Origin of the sequence: Streptomyces sp. NPDC057280 (assembly GCF_042668605.1) — a bacterium.
Taxonomy (GTDB): Bacteria; Actinomycetota; Actinomycetes; order Streptomycetales; family Streptomycetaceae; genus Streptomyces.
Genome location: NZ_JBHUYR010000004.1, coordinates 691,887 through 709,550, shown reverse-complemented (window position 1 = coordinate 709,550; position 17,664 = coordinate 691,887). Strand labels below are relative to the sequence as shown.

The following is a 17,664-nucleotide window of genomic DNA, read 5'->3' as shown; positions in this document are numbered from 1 at the left end:
TCGGGGGCTAGAGCAGTCCGTGCCGGGGTGGCCGGGTGCCGTTGAGCACGTACCGGCCGATGTGCTGGATCTTCCAGCGGGTCGGGTCGTGCAGGGTGTGGGTGCGGGCGTCGCGCCAGTGCCGGTGGAGGTTGAGGGAGTTGAGGGCGGCGCGGGTGCCGGCCACCTCGAACAGGGCGCTCCCCACCTCCACGGCGGCCTGCGCGGCCTGCACCTTGGCGGCGGCCACGGCGATGGACGCCTCCGCCGCCGAGTCGTCGGTGAGGTCGGCCTGCGCCGCCTGCACGACGCGCCCCGCCTCCCGCAACAGCGCTTCCGCCGACCGGACCTGGAGGGCGAGTTCGCCGAACCGCTGGATCAGCAGCGGGTCCTCGGCGGCCGTCTCGACGCCGCTCTCGAACCACGGCCTGCTCTTCGTGCGCACGAACTCCGCCGCCTCCGCCAGCGCTCCCCCGGCGATCCCGGCGTCGATGGCCGCATGCAGCAACTGCGCGACGGCGCCGTGGAGTTGCGGGCCCTCGAAGGTGAGGTGGTGTGGCAGGATCCGGTCGGCCGGGACCGGCACGCCCGCCAGGCGGACGGTGCCGCTGGCGGTCGTACGCTGGCCGAGGCCGTCCCAGTCGTCGATCACCGTGACGCCCGGCGCGTCGGCGGGCACGTACGCCACATGGAGCTTGTCCTCCTCGGCGCGGGCCAGCACCGGGATCCAGTCGGCGAACAGGGCGCCGGTGGAGTAGTGCTTGAGGCCGTCGAGGACGTAGGAGCCGTCCGGCTGCGGTGTCAGTCGGGTGCGGATGTCCTGCACGTGCCTGGTGCCCGCCTCCGACTGCGCGTTGCCGAAGCGGCGGCCGGCGAGGAGCTCGGCGAAGAAGAACTTCCGCTGTTCCTCGGTGCCCTGACGGCGGATCACGTTGACGTAGGCGAAGTGGCTCTGCGGGATCTGCGCGAGGCTTCCGTCGGCGGTGGCGAGCAGCCGGAAGATCTCGGCGAGGGTGGGCGCGCCGACGTCCGCGCCTCCGTGGTCGGCGGGGACGGTGACGGCGAGCAGGCCGGACGCGGAGAGCCGGTCCAGCTCCGCGCGGGGCAGCCTGCGTTCGGCGTCCCGCACGGAGGCTCCGGCACGGAACTCGTCGGCCAGGGCCGCCGCGACGGCGAGGGCCTCCGCCTCGTCGGCGATCACATGGGCGGTCATCGTCGGCTCAGCTCGCCGCGGCCAGGACCGGGGTGCGGCCGAGGGCGGCCGAGAACTGGTCGACGATCTGGTCGAGGGCGTCGCGGGTGGTGGGGGCGACGGAGAGGGTCCCGTCCTCGTGCGGGGTGATGTCCTTGTCGAGGGTGAACCAGCCCTGCACGATGTGCGCGGCGCCCATCGAGTTCAGAACCGGGCGCAGGGCGTAGTCGATGGCCAGGACGTGGGCGGTGGAGCCGCCGGTGGCGAGCGGCAGCACCGTCTTGCCGGTGAGCGCGTACTGCGGCAACAGGTCGAGCAGCGCCTTCAGGACTCCGGAGTACGACGCCTTGTAGACCGGGGTGCCGACGACGACGCCGTCGGCGCGGGCGAACAGCTCGGTGGCCTCGACGATGGCCGGGTGCTGGAAGTCGGCGCCGAGGAGGGCCTCGGCGGGGATCGTGCGCACGTCGAGCGGGACGACCGTGTGGCCCTGGGCGACCAAGCGCTGGTCGAGGTGGCGCAGCAGGCGGTTGGTGCGGGAGGAGGCGGACGGGCTGCCGGAGACGGACAGGACGGTGGCCATGGGTCCTCTTTCGGGGAGGCGGGGCCGCCCCCGGCGCGCGAGCCGGGGGCGCCCCTGGGGAAGCGGTCAGGAGTACCAGGTGGGTTCGGGCAGTTCGCCCTCGAGGACCCAGCGGCCGACCTCGCGCCGCTTGTAGGCGACGGGGTCGTGGAGGGTGTGGGTGCGGATGTTGCGCCAGAACCGGTCGAGGCCCTCGGCGGTGGTCGTGGACCGGGCGCCGGTCACCTCGAAGACGCGGTTCGCGATCTCCAGGGCGACATCGGTGGCGCGGGCCTTCACGGCCGCCACCCGCACCTCGAAGTCGCCGCGCGTCTTTTCGGTGACCGCGTCGGGGTCGTCGTGCAGCTGTTGTCCCTCGACGGCGACCGCGTCGGCGAGCGCCTCGACGGCCCAGAGCTTGGCGGTGAGGTCGCCGTAGATGTCGATGACGTACGGCTCGTCGACGGCCCGTTCGTGTCCGCCGTGCAGCCAGGAGCGGGACTTGGTGCGGGTGTAGGTTGCGGCCGTCTCCAGGGCGCCGCCCGCGATCCCGAGGTAGAAGTTGACGAAGACCAGCTGGATGGTGGGGACGTTGAGGGTGTTGTACGTGCGCGGCCGGAACTGCTTGTCGACGTAACCGGCCGCCGACGACCACGGCGTCCGCACCCCGTCGAGGGTGACGCCGCCGCTCTCGGTGAGGCGCTGGCCGATGTTGTCCCAGTCGTCGTGGAAGGTCAGGCCCTCGCTGTCGGAGGGCACGATCGCGAAGACGTGCTGGTCGGTGCCTTCGAGGACGCCTTCCAGGACCGTGACGTCGGAGACCTTGCTGCCGGTGGAGAAGGACTTGCGGCCGGTGAAGACGAGGTCGTCGCCGTCCTCGGTGACGATCACGTCCTTGTCGCGGGGGTTGACGGCCCCGCCGAAGAACCAGCGGTGGCGAGCGGCCTCGGCCTCGACGTGCTCCCACTGCTCACGGGTGCCGACCAGCCGGGCGGCCCAGTTCCAGAGGTAGTGGTAGCCGAGGAGCTGGCCGATGGAGCCGTCTGCTTTGGCGACCTCGCGGACGACCCGGTACGCCGTGGTCCAGTCCTGGCCCGCGCCGCCGTGCTCCGTGGGGCCGAGCAGGGTGACGAGGCCGGCGTCCTTGAGGAGCTGGACCTCGGCGTACGGGGTGGCGCCGGCCCGGTCGCGGGCGGCAGCGTCGGTGGCGAGGACGGCGGCGACCTCGGCGGCGCGGGCGATCCAGTCCTGGGCGGTCTCGGGGGCGGGACGGTGCTGCCAGTCGGTGTGCGTGACGGTGCTCATGTCGGTTGCCTCCTCAGACCTGGGCGGGGACGGACTCGGGGAGCTGGGCCTCCAGTTCGCGCACGAGCGGCAGGACGCGCTCGCCGAAGTACTGGACCTCCTCGTGGTAGTGGAGGAAGCCGAGGAGGAAGAGGTCGACGCCGAGCTTCTTGTAGGCGACGATCCGCTCGGCGATCTGCTCCGGGGTCCCGATGAGCCCGGTGCGGAAGCCGTCGTTGTACTGGACGAGGTCCTCGAAGGAGGAGTCCTGCCACATGCCCTTCTTGTCGCCGGTGGACTGGCCCGCCTGCTTCACGGCCGCGCCGAAGCCCTCGACGGCCTCGGTGTCGGCCTTGGCGACGATCTCGCGCAGGGTGTCGCGGGCCTCGGCCTCGGTGTCACGGGCGATGAGGAAGCCGTTGAGGCCGAACTTCGGTGCCGTACGCCCCACTTCGGCGGCCGCCTTGCGGACGTCGGTGATCTGCTCGACGACCCCGTCGAAGTCCTTGCCGTTGGAGAAGTACCAGTCGGAGACCCGCCCCGCCATCTGGCGTGCGGCGGTGGAGTTGCCGCCCTGGAAGATCTCCGGGTGCGGTCGTTCGGGGGTGTTGAGGGGCTTGGGCTTGAGGGAGAAGTCACGCAACCGGTAGAAGTCACCGGCGAGTTCGGTGTGGTCCTCGGTCCAGATCTGGCGCAGGGCGCGGATGAACTCCTCGGAGCGGCGGTAGCGCTCGTCGTGCTCCAGCCAGGGCTCACCGAGGGCGGTGAACTCGCCCTTGAACCAGCCGGAGACGACGTTGACCGCGAACCGGCCCTTCGACAGGTGATCGGCGGTGGCGCCGAGTTTGGCGAGGACACCGGGGTGCCACAGGCCTGGGTGGACGGCGGCGATGACCTTCAGACGCTCGGTGGCGAGGAGGAGCGCGAGGCTGAAGCTGGTCGACTCGTGCTGGAACTCGGCGCCGTAGCTGGCCATGTAGCGGACCTGGCTGAGCGCGTAGTCGAAGCCGTTGTTCTCGGCGAGGACGGCGAGTTCGCGGTTGTAGTCGTAACCCCAGTCGGTGCGCTGCTCGATCTTGCTGGTGACGAGTCCTCCGCTGACATTGGGGACCCAGTAGGCGAATGTGACGGGCTCTGCGGGCATGCGGAACTCCTGTTGCGGATGTCGCGGAATGTTTTCGGGCACACGGAATTCAGGAAATGCGCGGGCGCGGTGAATTCAGGCGGGAAAACAGAGGTGACGCGGGGAACCTTGAGCAGTGCTCAGGCCGCAAAGCAACAGGAGGCGCTGGAGACGCGTGCGAGGTCGACATGGCGTCGCCGCGTGAGGTCCAGTCGCATCTTCATGCCATCGATCGTGACAGTCGCCGGTCGGGGCCGTCAAGGTAAACCCGACCGGTCTCGTATCGCGGACCATTGAATTTCACGAAGGTGTGACAGGGAAACCCTTGAACACGCCGGGAAATGGGCCGCATTCTGCCTGGCATGCGCACCGAACAGCTCGAATACATCGCCGCGGTGACCCGGCTCGGTTCCCTGCGCCGGGCCGCGGAGGAACTGCGCCTTTCCCAGCCCGCGTTGAGCGAGACCGTGCGGAATCTGGAACGCGAGCTGGGCGTGGACCTCCTGGAACGCAAACGCTCGGGCGCGACGATGAGCGCGGAGGGGCGGGAGCTGCTGCCGCACATCGTCGACGTGCTGGACGCGGTGGACCGGTTGCGGGCGGCGGCGGGCGAGCAGCACCGCATCAGCCGGATGGTGCGGGTGGGCACGGTGAACGCGGCGACCGTGCCGCTGCTCATCCCGGCCGTGCGCGACTTCCGGGCCTCCCATCCGCACACCCAGGTCGAGGTGGTCGGCGCCCAGCAGTCCGAGATCCACCGGGCGCTGGCCGAGGGCGGTCTGGATCTCGGCCTGGTGAACCACCTGGACGGCGACGACGTGCCGGCGGGCATCGAGTCCACGGAGCTGCTGCGTGGCCGGCCGGTGGTGTGTGTGCGGCCCGACCATCCGCTGGCCGCGCGCTCGGTGGTGACCGTGGACGATCTGCTGGCCGAGCCGCTGATCGGGATGCGGACCGGATATGTCATGCACCGCTATGTGCACCGCCTGCTGCGCGGCCGCGGCCCGTCCTTCTCCTACTCCACCGACGGCGCCGAGATGGGCAAGCTGATGGTGGCCGAGGGGCTCGGGGCGACGGTGCTGCCGGACTTCAGTGTGGTGGGCGACCCGCTGGAGCGGCAGGGCACGATCACCTGGCGGCCGATCGCCGGGGACACGACGCGGGTGCTGCTGATGCTCCAGCGCCGCCGGGCCGAGTCCGTGCCGCGAGCGGCTCAGGACCTGCACGAGATGTTCGTGCGCCGGGCCCGGCGATCGGCGGGGTCCGGCCAGGCCGACGCCGACCGGTGACCTGCGGGTGAGGGGAGCCGGGACAGATCCGGTCAGTCGTCGTCGCCCTGGAGCACCACGAGGAACGCGTCGGACTTCAGGTCCATGACGACCGTCGCGGGTTCACCCTGGGCGCGGCGCTGCGCCGCGTACTCCTCCGCCGGCCACGATCCGCGGGGAGAGCCTGCCGGGAACCGCTCCAACACCTTCGCACCCATAGTGGCGATCACCTCCGACATCGATCTTCCGTTCCCTACGACGGCGTCGTGACGGTCCACCGTCGTACGGTCCGGTTGCCCGGGAACGCCGCGAACAGTCCACCGCATGTCAGTCGGCGTCAACGGCGCTCCGTCCATGGCCCGTCGGGAACGCCCCCGCCCCGGGCCACCAGGCGACGGCCCCGAGATCGCGGGTCAGGGCCGGCACGAGCAGTGAGCGCACCACCAGCGTGTCGAGGAGCACGCCGAAGGCGACGATGAAGGCGATCTGCACCAGGAAGGCCAGCGGGATCACCCCGAGGGCCGCGAACGTCGCGGCGAGCACCACGCCCGCCGAGGTGATGACTCCCCCGGTGCCCACCAGTCCGCGCAGCACACCTTGGCGCACCCCGTGCCGCAGGGCCTCCTCCCGCACCCGGGACATCAGGAAGATGTTGTAGTCCACGCCGAGCGCCACGAGGAACACGAAGCCGTACAGCGGCACGGACGGGTCGGTGCCGCCGAAGCCGAGGAGGTGTTCGAAGACCAGGGCCGAAACCCCCAGCGTGGCGAGGAAGTTGAGCGCGACGGTCGCCACCAGCAGCGCCGGCAGCAGCAGGGAGCGCAGCAGCAGGGTGAGGATGACGAAGATGATCGCGAGGACCACCGGGACGATCAGGGTGCGGTCCCGTTCGGCGGTGCGCAGGGTGTCGTACTGCTGGGCCGTGTAGCCGCCGACGAGGGCGTTCGCGCCGGGCACGGCGTGCAGGGCCGCCCGCAGCCGCGCCACGGTGTCCTTGGCGGCGTCGCTGTCGGCGGCGGACGCCAGGGTGACGTCGATGCGGACCCGTCCGTCGACGACCAGCGGGGTGCCGCCCGGCTGCCCGTTCCCGGTCACTCCGGCCGCGGCGGCGACGCCCTTGGTGGCGCGGGCGGTGTCGACGACGCGGTCGAGGCGTTCGGCGTCGGCGATGACGACGGTGGGGTTGCCGGAGCCGCCCGGGAAGTGGCGTACGAGGGTTTGCTGGGCGGTCACCGACGGGGCGTCGTCGACGAAGGTCTCGTCGAGCGCGACGCCCCGGGACGCGAGGGTCGGCGCGAAGGCGGCGCAGGCCAGCAGCGCGACGAGGGAGCCGGCCCAGACCTTGCGGGGCGCCCGGTCCACCAGGGAGGCGACGCGCCGCCAGACGCCGCGGCCGGCGTCGGGACGGGGGGCCGCGGGCCAGTAGGCGGCACGGCCCAGCAGGACCAGTACGGCGGGCAGGAAGGTGAGCGTGCTGAGCACGGCGCAGCCGACCCCGATCGCGCCGACCGGTCCGAGCGCCCGGTTGTTGGTCAGGTCGCTGATCAGGAGGGCGAGCAGCCCCAGGGCGACCGTCGCGGCACTGGCCACGATCGCGCCCCAGGACTGCCGCAGCGCGGCCCGGGCGGCCGTGAACCGGTCCCGGTGGACGGCGAGTTCCTCCCGGAAGCGGGCGGTCAGCAGCAGGGCGTAGTCGGTGGCGGCGCCGATGACGAGGATCGACAGGATGCCCTGGACCTGGCCGTCGACGCGGACCACCCCGCGGTCGGCGAGCGCGTAGACGATCGCGCAGGCCAGGCCGAGGGCGAGGACGGCGCCGACGATGATGACGAAGGGCAGGAGCACGCTGCGGTAGACCAGCAGCAGGATCACCAGGACGGTGATCAGCGCGACGGCCAGCAGCAGCCCGTCGATGCCGGCGAAGGCGTCGGAGAGGTCGGCCTGGGTCGCGGCGGGACCGGCCAGCTGGACCGTGGTGCCGGGCACCCGTTCGGCGGCCGTCCGGACGCGGTCGAGGGTCTCGGGGAGCCGCTCCCCGAGGTCGGGCCGGAGCTGGACGACTCCTTCGAGGGCCTCGCCGTCCTTCGAGAGCAGCGCGGGCGACACGTCCCCGACCACGCCCGAGGCACCGGTGAGGGAGGCGAGCGCGCGTCCGGCCGCGGCCTTCCGGTCGTCGACCCGGCCGTCGGCCGCGTCGGTCCAGAGCACGATCACCGGCAGGGTCTCGTCCTGCTTGAAGGCCCGCTGGGCGGTGACGACCTCGGTGGACTCGGCGCTACGGGGCAGGAAGGCCGCCTGGTCGTTGGTGGCGACCTCGCCGAGCCGGCCGGCGAAGGGGCCGAGGATCCCGCCCACTCCCAGCCAGACGGCGAGCAGCAGGAGCGGCACGAGGAAGCGGCCTCGGCGCGGGGTGAGGGACATGGTTCTCCAAGCTGGTGGGCAGATACCTCAATGGGAAAGAATCTCAATCATTGAAGTTTCTGTTCACAGCGGGTCCCCGGATGCAGCGGTTGCGGTGTTTTCGCTGCGCACGCGCGCAGGTCAGGCGCCGCCGGACCGGAGCAGGGACAGCTCCTCGTTCATCGCCGCGAGGAAGCGGGCGACGACCGCCAGCTCGTCCTGCGTGAAGCGCTGCCGCGCCTCCTCGGCGGCCCGGGCCAGCGGGCGGAAATAGGTGCGGGCGGCGACCCGGGCGTCGGAGGCGTAGTACAGGTGAACCACCCGGCGATCACTGCTCTCCCGGACCCGCCGGATGTGCCCCGCGCTCGCCAGCCGGTCCACACAGGCCGTGACGGCCCCCGAGGTCAGCCCGAGATGCTCGCGCAGCCGGCCCGGCGTCATCGGCTCGTCGGCGTCCAGGATCGCCGCCAGCGCCTGGACGTCGGTGGCGTGCAGCCCTTGGTCACCCGCGAAACCGTGGACCAGCCGGTTGATCTCACCGTTCATTCGGCGCAACTGGACGGCCAGGGACTGGAGGTCCGTCCCCGGCGGGGCAGGGGACCCTCCCGGCGCTGTCGCCTGCGGCTTCGGTTCGTCTGCGGTGACCACATCGGAAGCCTATAGAAGGACCGCATCCGACACGGCCCCGCGCAGGGAAGTGATCACAGGGGCACGCACACGAAGGGTCTGCGGCACATGAACGACGAACACACCGCAGCGGCGCCGCGCTGTCTGGTGACCGGCGCGACCGGCTACATCGGCGGCCGGCTCGTGCCCGAGCTGCTCACCGCCGGGTTCCGGGTGCGCTGCCTGGCCAGGTCGCCCGGAAAACTCCGCGACCAGCCGTGGTCGGGTGACGTGGAGGCCGTACGCGGGGACGTGCTGGACGCCGACGCCGTCGCCGAGGCCCTGCGCGGCGTCGACGTCGCCTACTACCTCGTGCACGCACTGGGCACCGGCGACACCTTCGAGGAGACCGACCGGCGGGCCGCCCGGATCTTCGGCGAGCAGGCCCGTGCCGCGGGCGTGCGCCGCGTCGTCTACCTGGGCGGGCTCACCCCCGCGGACGTGCCCGAGCGCGAACTGTCGCCGCATCTGCGGTCCCGGGCCGAGGTGGGCCGCATCCTGCTGGCCTGCGGGGTGCCCACCACCGTGCTGCGGGCCGCGGTCGTCATCGGTTCGGGCTCGGCCTCCTTCGAGATGCTGCGCTACCTCACCGAACGCCTGCCGGCGATGGTGACCCCGAGCTGGGTGCGCACCCGCATCCAGCCGGTGGCGGTGCGCGATGTGCTGCGGGCCCTGGTGGGCAGCGCCCGGATGCCGTCCGACGTGAGCCGCGCCTTCGACATCGGCGGCCCGGACGTGCTGACGTACCGGGAGATGATGATCAGGTACGCGGCGGTCGCGGAGCTGCCGCGCCGGCTCATCGTCTCCCTGCCCATGCTCAGCCCCGGCCTGTCCAGCCACTGGGTCGGGCTGGTGACGCCCGTACCGGCGTCCATCGCCCGTCCGCTGACGGAGTCCCTGCGGCACGAGGTGGTCTGCCAGGAGCACGACATCGCCCGGTATGTGCCGGATCCGCCGGGCCACCCGATCGGCTTCGATGAGGCGGTCCGGCTGGCCCTGCGCCGGGTCCGCGACGCGCAGGTGGCGACCCGCTGGTCCTCGGCGTCCGTGCCGGGCGCCCCCAGCGACCCGCTGCCCACCGACCCCGACTGGGCGGGCGGCAGCCTCTACACCGACGTACGGGAGATCGACGTCGACGCCCCGCCCGCTGCCCTGTGGCGGGTCATCGAGGGGATCGGCGGGGAGAACGGCTGGTACTCCTTCCCGCTGGCCTGGGCGTTGCGCGGCCGGCTGGACCGGCTCGTCGGCGGGGTCGGACTGCGCCGGGGGCGCCGGGACGCGGCCCGGCTGCGGGTCGGCGACTCGCTGGACTTCTGGCGGGTCGAGGAGATCGAACCGGGGCGGCTGCTGCGGCTGCGCGCCGAGATGCGGCTGCCGGGTCCGGCCTGGCTGGAGATGTACGCCGAGACCGACGACACCGGCCGCACCCGCTACCACCAGCGGGCCCTGTTCCACCCCCGCGGCCTGCTCGGACACCTCTACTGGTGGAGCGTCTCCCCGTTCCACGCCCTCGTGTTCGGCGGCATGGCCCGCAACATCGCCCGCGCCGCGGCCCGGGCGGAGGCCGAACCCGCGCACCGCACCTCCCCCACCCGCTGACCCCGTCGCCCATACCCCTCCCCCTCCCCCGGAGCTCGCGCCATGCACGTCTCGATCGTCCTGTTCACCTCGGACCTCCGCCTCCACGACCACCCTCCGCTGCGGGCCGCGAGCGAGGCGCGGCACGTGGTGCCGCTGTTCGTGCGCGACCGGGGGGTGACGGACGCCGGGTTCGCCGCCCCGAACCGGCTGGCCTTCCTCGCCGACTGTCTGCGCGACCTCGACACGGGCCTGCGCGAGCGGGGCGGCCGTCTGGTGGTCCGCAGCGGCGACGTCGTCGAGGAGGTCTGCAAGGTGGCCACGGAGACGGACGCCGACGAGGTGCACATGGCGGCCGACTTCAGCGCCTACGCGCAGCGACGTGAACAGCGGCTGCGGCGCGCCCTGGAGGCGGACGGCCGCCGTCTGCACGTTCACGACACGGTGACCTCGGCGGTCGCCCCGGGCGCGGTGGCCCCGGGCGCCTCCGACCACTTCGCCGTCTTCACCCCGTACTTCCGGCACTGGAGCGGCGTACGGCTGCGGGAGCCGATGGCCGCGCCGCGCACCGTCCGGGTCCCGGATGGGGTCGGCTCGGAGGAACCGCCCTCGCGCACCGGGCTGTCGGGGGTCTCGGCGGGCCTGGCGGCCGGCGGTGAGGCGGCGGGCCGGGAGCGGATGACGTCCTGGCTGCGCGAGGGCGTCGGCGCGTACGAGGTCCAGCACGACAACCTGGCCGGCGACGCCACCTCCCGCTTCTCGCCGCACCTGCACTTCGGCACCCTCTCCGCGGTCGAACTGGTCCACCGGGCCCGCAAGGTCCGCGGACCGGGCGCCGAGGCCTTCGTACGGCAGCTCGCCTGGCGGGACTTCCACCGTCAGGTGCTCGCCGTGCGTCCGGCCGCCGCCCTCGCCGACTACCGCACGAAACACGACCGTTGGCGGTCCGGACGTACGGCCGACGAGGACGTCGAGGCCTGGAAGGAAGGCCGCACCGGCTACCCCGTGGTCGACGCGGCGATGCGCCAGTTGCGTCATGAGGGCTGGATGCACAACCGCGGCCGGCTCCTGACCGCGAGCTTCCTCACCAAGACGCTGTACGTCGACTGGCGCGTGGGCGCCCGGTACTTCCTGGAGCTCCTGGTCGACGGCGACATCGCCAACAACCAGCTCAACTGGCAGTGGATGGCGGGCACCGGCACCGACTCGCGCCCCAACCGGGTCCTCAACCCGGTCCCCCAGGCCAAGCGGTACGACCCGGACGGCGCGTACGTACGGCGCTGGGTGCCCGAACTGGGCGATGTGGAGGCACCGTTGGTGCACGAGCCGTGGAAGCTGCGCGGCCTGGACCGGGCGGCCCTCGGCGACTACCCGGACCCGATCGTCGACCTCTCCGAGGGCCTCGCCCGCTTCAAGCGGTCCCGCGGACTCGACTGACGGGGCCCGCGTCAGGAGCCGGTCGCGGCGGCGGACAGCAGCTCGACCGCGTCCTTGAGGGCCGCGGGCCACGGCATCTCGCGCGCCGCCGCGCCCGACCAGCCGGGCCCGCCGAGCACCACCGCCGGCCGTCGACGGGCGCCCTTCACGCCCCAGCGGGTGGTGGCGACATGGCGGGCGAGCGGCAGGTCCGCGGTGGAGCGTCCCTGCGCCCACAGGAACACGGCGGACGGCCCGAGCCGTCGCACCGCGGCGACGAGCGTCTCCCCCGGCACCGCCGCGCCGAACATCCTTGTGGGAACGCCACGTTCACCCAGCGCGGCGTTGAGCGCTTCGAGAGGCAGGGAGTGCTGTTCGCCGGGCGCACAGGCCAGGACGACGGGGCCGGTCGCCGACTGCGGGGCCGCGGGGGCCCGGCGGCGCAGCGCGGTGGAGACATGCCAGGACAGCAGGTGCTCGACCTCGACGTAACGATCGCCGGAGGACGCCCACTTGCGGCCCACCGCGTTCAGGGTGGGCATCATCACCTCCTGCCAGGCGGCGACGACGCCGTACTGCTCCACGGCCGCGGCGAGCAGCTCCTCGATGGCCGGGGCATCGAGCCGGACGGCGGCGCGGGCCAGCCCCCGCGCCTCCTGGCGCACGTCACCGAGCGGCAGAGCGCCGGCCGCGCGCGAGCGCGGCGTCTCCCGGGCGGGCACCTCGGCGGCCGGGCCGGGACCCCCGGTGCTGGAGCGGGCGGCGCGGGCCGCCTCGGCGGGCGGCACCCCGGACGCGGTCAGCCGGCACATCTCCTCCAGGACCTCGATGTCCCGCGGGCTCCAGCGCCGATGCCGCCCTTCGTCCCGTACGGCCGGCCCGATGCCGTAACGGCGGTCCCAGGAGCGCAGCGTGGTGGGCGACACGCCTAGCCGCCGGGCGAGGGCGCCGGTGGTGAGAGGGACGTGGGCGGTGGGGGCGGCCGGCTCCGCCGTCTCCGTGGGAGTTCGGTGCGCTGGCGACTTACTCATGGCTCCAGCATACGACGCAAAATCGATGCAAGTTGCTGACCTGGAACGACGGATCACACGATGGGCGCACCGGACCGAGTTCCGGTGAGGCGTTCCCGATGGGTGAGGAGCCGTCGTCATGACCGAGCAACTGATCGCCGCCCCGGCGTCCCGATGGGCGCACGGGGAAGCGGACATCACCGACGAGGAGGTCGCCCGGGGTCTCGTGGCGGGCGACGAGGCGTGTCTGGCCGAGGCCTACCGTCGCTGGTCCGGGTTGGTGCACACGTTGGCACGAAGGTCCCTGGGCGACGCCGAGGAGGCCGCGGACGTGACGCAGCAGGTGTTCCTCGGGGTGTGGCGCGGACGCGGGGGTTTCCGCCCCGAACGCGGGGCGATCGGCGGGTGGATCGTCGGCATCACCAGGCGCAAGATCGCCGACGCGCTGTCCGCCCGCACCCGCCGTACGGACCTCGTGGCGGCCGTCGGCTCCGCGTCCGGGCTCCCCGCCCCCGCGGCCGGGTACGCCGAGGCGGTCCTGGACCGGGTCGTCGTGCAGCACCAGCTGGCCAGGCTGCCGGCCGCCCAGCAGCGCGTGCTGCGGCTGGCTTTCTACGCGGACCTCACCCAGACCCAGATCGCCGACCGCACCGGCTGGCCGCTCGGCACCGTGAAGAGCCACGCCCGGCGCGGGCTGCGTCAGCTGCGGGGGTATCTGGAGCAGGACCCGCATCCGGAGCCCTGACAGGGGCTCCCCGGGGACCGCCACCTCGCCCCCGAGAGGACGCAACGGACATCTACACATAAAAGAAAAATAAGAGCAGAATGTACGCAGGCGGCGCTTACCGCACACCGCAGCAGACGCGGTCAGCCTGTGAGTCAGAAGGAGACGAGTCATGGCCAACGTCTCGCCCACCCGGGGTGACATGACCAGCCACCCCGATGTTTCCGAAATGCGGGCACGGTACGCCCGTATGCTCGGCGGTCGCGATGTGGCACTCGTGGACGGACCGGTGTTCCTGCTCGGTCTGTACTGCGCCGTGTCCCCCTGGATACTCCACTACACGACGAGCCAGCCCGCTCTCGTGACGCACAACCTCATCGTCGGCATCGCGATCGGCCTGCTCGCCCTCGGGTTCACCCAGACCCCGGAGCGCATGTACGGCCTGAGCTGGGCGTTCTGCGCGGTCGGCGTCTGGATGATCGTCGCCCCGTGGGTCGTCGGCGACAGCCCGGACACCGGCGTCGCACTCAACAACATCATCATCGGCGGCCTCGCCGTGATCCTGGGGCTGCTGTGCACGAGTGCCGCGGCGAAGAGCGCCCGGACGTGACGGCGGGTCACGAAAGGACGAGAGTCGGCCGGCCCGCGCCTCGCGGGCCGGCCGTTTCGCGCGCGGCTCAGCCGTTGGGCATCAGCCACGGCTCCTCAGGCAGCGGACTGCCGGTCTCCAGGAGCGACTTGAGGTTGGACAGCACCGCCGGCCAGCCCAGGGACACCTCGCCGAGCGCGCCCTCGTCGGGCAGGTCCTCGTGGGTGACCGTGAGGCGGACGATCTCGCCGTGCGACTGGATGTCGAAGGTGACCCGGGAGTACTTGTCGTCCTGCCCCTCGTCCTCGGGCGCGGCCCACCTGGTGACGAGGCGACGGGGGCGGTCGCTCTCCACGACGGTGCCGACGACGTCGGCGATGCCGGAGCCGTCCGTGCGGACATGCTCCCAGCGGGAGCCCTGCTGCCAGTCGGAGACATTGCTGTGCCCCCAGTACGCCGCGGTCAGATCCGCGTCGGTGAGCGCGTCCCAGACCTTCTCAGGGGTGCTCCGGATGTAGGTGACGTACACGAACGTGGGCTTGTCGGCCATGGCTTCCTCGGCTCGTCGCTTCACGGCGCCGAGCGCGCTCAGGCGCGGGCGCTCGAACTTGTCGATCCACCGCTCCTGGATCTCGTGGAGCGGGACCGGGTTGAGGTAGTGCAGCTTCTCCCGCCCCCTGCGCACCGTGCTGACCAGGTTGGCGGTCTCCAGGACGGACAGGTGCTGGGTCACGGACTGCCGCGTCATGGCGATGCGCTCGCACAGCTCGCCGAGCGTCTGACCGTTCTCCTCGTGCAGCCGGTCCAACAACCGCCTGCGCGTCTCGTCGGCCAGCGCCTTGAAGACCGGGTCCAACCCCGGGTCGCTCTCTGATCGCACACTCAACGTTATGCAGGCAATTGCCTGCATGTCAATCGCGGCCAGTTCCGCTCTCCGCGTCCACCCACTGACACCCGCGCGCGTACCGGCGCGTCGCCGGATTCCGTCGCAGGGTTCGCGCCGCGCCGTCAGCGCAGCCGCGCGTCCAGTTCCCGCCGATGCCGGTCGACCCACTCGTACGCGGCCCGCACCTCGTCCACGGCCCCACGCTCGCGCAGCGCGACCAGAGCGGGCTCACCCCGTTCCGCCCCAGCCTCGATGCCTCGCCGGCACCGGTCCTGCCACCACAGGACCGCCTCGACCAGCCCGCCCCCGCCGGTCAGACCGTAGGCCTCCCGGACGAGCCGCATGCCGCGTGCCGCCTCCGCCACGTCCGTCCCGCCCGGCCCGAGGTCCAGGTACTGCCAGCAGACATGCGCCACGTCGTGCACCCGTTCGCCGGGGGCCGCGAGGTCCCAGTCGACGAAGGCCACCGGCCGCCACCCGGTGTCGTCGACCGCGTAGACGGTGTTCTTCGGCGCGAGGTCGTTGTGGCAGACGACGTCCTGGTCGCCCGCCAACGCTGTGCCGTGGGTGAGGTCGTGGAACTCCCGGACGAGCCGGGCGACACGGACGAGCGTCTCGTCACGGCGGGCGGCGGCCCGCTCCTCCGCCGTCACGGCCGCGCGCCCCTCCAGGTAGCCGAGCACCTCCCGGCCCTGCTCGTCCGTCCCCAGCAGCCGGGGAGCACCCGCCCAGCCCCGGTCCGCGAAGAGCGCCAGCAGTTCGCGGACGTGCTCCGATCCGGCCGACGGGGCGCGACGCACGGTCGAACCGATCCGTACGGCCCCGCTGACGGCTCCGCCCTCCAGCGGCATCTCCTCCACGGAAAAGAAGTATCCGGCCCTGCGGGCCGACTGGCACGCTCGGCCCATGGGCCACTCCGAGGTACTGCTCATCGGCGGCCGGGCCGGGGTCGGGAAGACGACCGTCGGCTGGGAGGTCTCCGCGCGACTGCGGGGCGCCGAGGTCGCGCACGCCGTGCTCGACGGGGACTTCATGGGGGCGGTGCACCCCGCGCCCGCCGGGGACCCGCATCGGGCCGTGGTCGCCGAGCGCAACATCACTGCCGTGTGGGCCAATTACGCGGCGCTCGGGTACCGGAGGCTCGTCTACACGAACACCGTGTCCGTGCTGGAGGAGGCGGCCGGCATGTGGCGGCGGGTCATGGGCGACGACGTGCGGATCGTACGGATTCTGCTCACCGCCGACGACGAGACGGCCCGACAGCGGCTGACCGGAAGGGAGTTGGGCTCCGAGTTGGAGCGGGAGCTGCTCGGCAGCGCGCGCAAGGCGCGGATGCTGGACGAGCGCGCGCCCGCCGACACCCTGCGGGTGGTGACCGACGGGCGCACGGTGATCGACATCGCGGCCGAGGTGGTGGCCGCGACCGGATGGGCCACGGCGAGGGTCAGCTGACGTTGAGCGCCGTGTCGTCGATGACGAACGAGGTCTGGAGCGTGGAGCCCTCCGTGCCGGTGAACTTGAGGGTCACGGTCTGGCCGGCGTAGCTCGCCAGGCTGAAGCTGCGTTGGGTGTAGCCGCTCGCGGCGTTGAGGTTGGAGTAGGTGGCCAGGGTGCCGAGGACCGTTCCGGAACTGTTGAGCACCTGCACCTTGAGGGTGTCGTAGGCGGTGCTGGTGGTGGTCTCGGCGGTGTCGACGTGCAGGTAGAAGCTGAGCGTGGCGGTGGTGCAGGCCGACGGGACGGTCACCGACTGCGAGAGCGTGTCGGTGTGGGCGGAACCGTAGCCGTCCAGCCAGGCGTAGTAGGAACCGGAACGGGCGGACTTGCTGGTGGAGTTGGTGATGACACCGCTGCCGGCGCTCCAGGTGCTGTTGCCCGACTCGAAGCCGTTGTTGCCCAGGAGCTGGGCCGCGGTGCACGTGGTACCCCCGCCGCCGCCCCCGCTGCCGCTCGCGCCGGCCAGCCACTCGGTGGCGTTCAGCGCGAGGGCGGCGTTGGTGGCGCCGGAGTCGTTCCAGCCGTCGTAGAGCGTGTTGCCGGACTGGCCCGTGTCGTCGTCGATGGGCGAGCTGTCGCCCCAGAAGGCGACCCGGCCGCTGCCGAAGGTGCTGGTGGCGAAGAAGGCGCCGGTGTTGCCGGAGTAACCGGTGCGGTAGAGAAGGCCCTTGACGGAGGAGTTGTCGGCGGGCTTGAGCGTGGCCGTCGTACCGCTGGCGATCAGGCTCTTGGTGACGGTGCCGAACGAGCCGTGCAGCACCGGGTTGGTGCTGTCGCTGATCGCGCTCGGGTAGTCGGAGCTGATGCTCAGCGAGTCGATGGAGAAGCCGAACGGGTCGGTGGAGTCGACGCTGTTGTCGGTCATCAGGTCGTTGAGGATCTCGACCGCGTCCTCGCCGTCGTTGTTGCGGTCGGCGCCGGTGTGGTCGGAGATCATGAACAGACCGCCGCCGTTCTTCACGAAGTTCATGATCGCCGTCTTCTCGGCGGTCGTGAACAGTGTGTTGGGTTCAGGCAGCACCAGCGTGTCGAAGTTCGCCAGGTCCTGGGCGCCGGAACCGCCGTAGGTGAGGCTGGATCCGGAGGGCAGCGTTTTCAGGCTGTAGTCGCCTGTCTTCTGGAGCGCGACACCCCAGGAGGAGATGGCGCCGGTCCAGTCGGTCTCCGTCGACGGGGAGGAATCCTCGCCCAGGGGGTCGGGCTGGCTGGTGGAGATGATCCAGTCGGCGTTGCCGGCGGTCTCGGCGTGGGCGTTGTCGAACAGGATGCGGTGCGGGGTGGCCGCGGCGGCCGGGGTGGCCGTGGACGTCTCGACCGCGGCACCCGTGACCAGCAGGCCGAGGACCGCGAGGGCGGTGGGGAGTCTGCGTCGGGATCTGGGGAGCGGGGGCATCCGGCTTACCTCCGAGTGGGGTTGGGGAAGGGGCGGGGTGCGGGTGCGGGATCGAGCTACACGCGTAGACGCGGGGCAGATCTGCGCGCGTAGAACT

18 protein-coding genes are annotated in these 17,664 nt (G+C 72.0%); 6 read left to right on the top strand and 12 right to left on the bottom strand.

Features of this window, described 5'->3' with window-relative positions; all coding sequences use genetic code 11:
* Positions 1 to 7: 7 nt before the first annotated feature.
* The 5 genes from ACFUO4_RS27055 to ACFUO4_RS27035 all read right to left on the bottom strand — a co-directional run bounded on the left by ACFUO4_RS27055 (position 8) and on the right by ACFUO4_RS27035 (position 4,358).
* Complete coding sequence (locus ACFUO4_RS27055) at positions 8 to 1,192, bottom strand: SfnB family sulfur acquisition oxidoreductase (RefSeq protein WP_383489454.1); 1,185 nt, start codon at positions 1,190 to 1,192, stop codon at positions 8 to 10.
* A gap of 7 nt (positions 1,193 to 1,199) precedes the next feature.
* Positions 1,200 to 1,754 (bottom strand): NADPH-dependent FMN reductase, encoded by a 555-nt coding sequence (gene ssuE / locus ACFUO4_RS27050; protein WP_079310298.1) that lies wholly within the window; start codon positions 1,752 to 1,754, stop codon positions 1,200 to 1,202.
* Positions 1,755 to 1,820: 66 nt separating this feature from the next.
* Positions 1,821 to 3,038 carry an acyl-CoA dehydrogenase family protein gene (locus ACFUO4_RS27045; protein ID WP_383489450.1) on the bottom strand — a complete coding sequence of 406 codons (1,218 nt, stop codon included), beginning with the start codon at positions 3,036 to 3,038 and terminating at the stop codon, positions 1,821 to 1,823.
* Between the two features lie 13 nt (positions 3,039 to 3,051).
* Entirely contained in the window at positions 3,052 to 4,161 is a 1,110-nt protein-coding gene (sfnG, locus tag ACFUO4_RS27040; protein WP_079310300.1) for a dimethylsulfone monooxygenase SfnG, read from the bottom strand.
* A 119-nt stretch (positions 4,162 to 4,280) separates the two neighbouring features.
* On the bottom strand, positions 4,281 to 4,358 hold the full coding sequence (locus ACFUO4_RS27035; RefSeq protein ID WP_359016820.1) for a putative leader peptide: 78 nt from the start codon (positions 4,356 to 4,358) through the stop codon (positions 4,281 to 4,283).
* Positions 4,359 to 4,502: 144 nt separating this feature from the next.
* Between ACFUO4_RS27035 and ACFUO4_RS27030 the strand changes: the two genes are divergently transcribed.
* On the top strand, positions 4,503 to 5,429 hold the full coding sequence (locus ACFUO4_RS27030; protein WP_383489447.1) for a LysR family transcriptional regulator: 927 nt from the start codon (positions 4,503 to 4,505) through the stop codon (positions 5,427 to 5,429).
* A gap of 32 nt (positions 5,430 to 5,461) precedes the next feature.
* Here ACFUO4_RS27030 and ACFUO4_RS27025 read toward each other — a convergent pair whose 3' ends face one another.
* From ACFUO4_RS27025 to ACFUO4_RS27015, 3 genes are all read right to left on the bottom strand, one after another.
* Positions 5,462 to 5,647, bottom strand: a complete 186-nt coding sequence (locus tag ACFUO4_RS27025; protein WP_079310302.1) for a hypothetical protein — start codon at positions 5,645 to 5,647, stop codon at positions 5,462 to 5,464.
* An 88-nt stretch (positions 5,648 to 5,735) separates the two neighbouring features.
* A complete protein-coding gene (locus ACFUO4_RS27020) occupies positions 5,736 to 7,829 on the bottom strand; it encodes an MMPL family transporter (protein ID WP_079310303.1) in 2,094 nt (697 codons plus the stop codon).
* Positions 7,830 to 7,949: 120 nt separating this feature from the next.
* Positions 7,950 to 8,456, bottom strand: a complete 507-nt coding sequence (locus ACFUO4_RS27015) for a MarR family winged helix-turn-helix transcriptional regulator (protein WP_383489442.1) — start codon at positions 8,454 to 8,456, stop codon at positions 7,950 to 7,952.
* Between the two features lie 87 nt (positions 8,457 to 8,543).
* Between ACFUO4_RS27015 and ACFUO4_RS27010 the strand changes: the two genes are divergently transcribed.
* The gene (locus tag ACFUO4_RS27010) at positions 8,544 to 10,073 is read left to right on the top strand and encodes an SDR family oxidoreductase (protein ID WP_383489439.1); all 1,530 of its coding nucleotides are present in this window, start codon (positions 8,544 to 8,546) and stop codon (positions 10,071 to 10,073) included.
* A gap of 42 nt (positions 10,074 to 10,115) precedes the next feature.
* On the top strand, positions 10,116 to 11,489 hold the full coding sequence (locus ACFUO4_RS27005; protein WP_383489436.1) for a cryptochrome/photolyase family protein: 1,374 nt from the start codon (positions 10,116 to 10,118) through the stop codon (positions 11,487 to 11,489).
* Between the two features lie 11 nt (positions 11,490 to 11,500).
* Here the strand turns inward: ACFUO4_RS27005 and ACFUO4_RS27000 are convergent, their stop codons facing one another.
* Positions 11,501 to 12,499, bottom strand: a complete 999-nt coding sequence (locus ACFUO4_RS27000) for a MerR family transcriptional regulator (protein ID WP_383489433.1) — start codon at positions 12,497 to 12,499, stop codon at positions 11,501 to 11,503.
* Between the two features lie 118 nt (positions 12,500 to 12,617).
* Between ACFUO4_RS27000 and ACFUO4_RS26995 the strand changes: the two genes are divergently transcribed.
* Both ACFUO4_RS26995 and ACFUO4_RS26990 read left to right on the top strand, forming a co-directional pair.
* Positions 12,618 to 13,223 (top strand): sigma-70 family RNA polymerase sigma factor, encoded by a 606-nt coding sequence (locus tag ACFUO4_RS26995; RefSeq protein WP_383489430.1) that lies wholly within the window; start codon positions 12,618 to 12,620, stop codon positions 13,221 to 13,223.
* A 151-nt stretch (positions 13,224 to 13,374) separates the two neighbouring features.
* Positions 13,375 to 13,812: an SPW repeat protein gene (locus tag ACFUO4_RS26990; RefSeq protein WP_079310307.1), complete on the top strand. Its 438-nt coding sequence runs from the start codon at positions 13,375 to 13,377 to the stop codon at positions 13,810 to 13,812.
* A gap of 67 nt (positions 13,813 to 13,879) precedes the next feature.
* On the opposite strand, the gene ACFUO4_RS26985 is transcribed toward ACFUO4_RS26990, so the two are convergent.
* Positions 13,880 to 14,647, bottom strand: coding sequence for an ArsR/SmtB family transcription factor (locus tag ACFUO4_RS26985; RefSeq protein WP_383489812.1), 768 nt, complete (start codon positions 14,645 to 14,647; stop codon positions 13,880 to 13,882).
* A 152-nt stretch (positions 14,648 to 14,799) separates the two neighbouring features.
* Positions 14,800 to 15,528: a phosphotransferase gene (locus tag ACFUO4_RS26980; protein ID WP_383489810.1), complete on the bottom strand. Its 729-nt coding sequence runs from the start codon at positions 15,526 to 15,528 to the stop codon at positions 14,800 to 14,802.
* 55 nt (positions 15,529 to 15,583) lie between these two features.
* On the opposite strand from ACFUO4_RS26980, the gene ACFUO4_RS26975 reads away from it, so the two are divergent.
* On the top strand, positions 15,584 to 16,129 hold the full coding sequence (locus tag ACFUO4_RS26975) for a hypothetical protein (RefSeq protein WP_383489427.1): 546 nt from the start codon (positions 15,584 to 15,586) through the stop codon (positions 16,127 to 16,129).
* Here the strand turns inward: ACFUO4_RS26975 and ACFUO4_RS26970 are convergent.
* Entirely contained in the window at positions 16,122 to 17,567 is a 1,446-nt protein-coding gene (locus tag ACFUO4_RS26970; RefSeq protein WP_383489424.1) for a hydrolase, read from the bottom strand. The genes ACFUO4_RS26975 and ACFUO4_RS26970 overlap by 8 nt on opposite strands.
* Between the last annotated feature and the right edge of the window lie 97 nt (positions 17,568 to 17,664).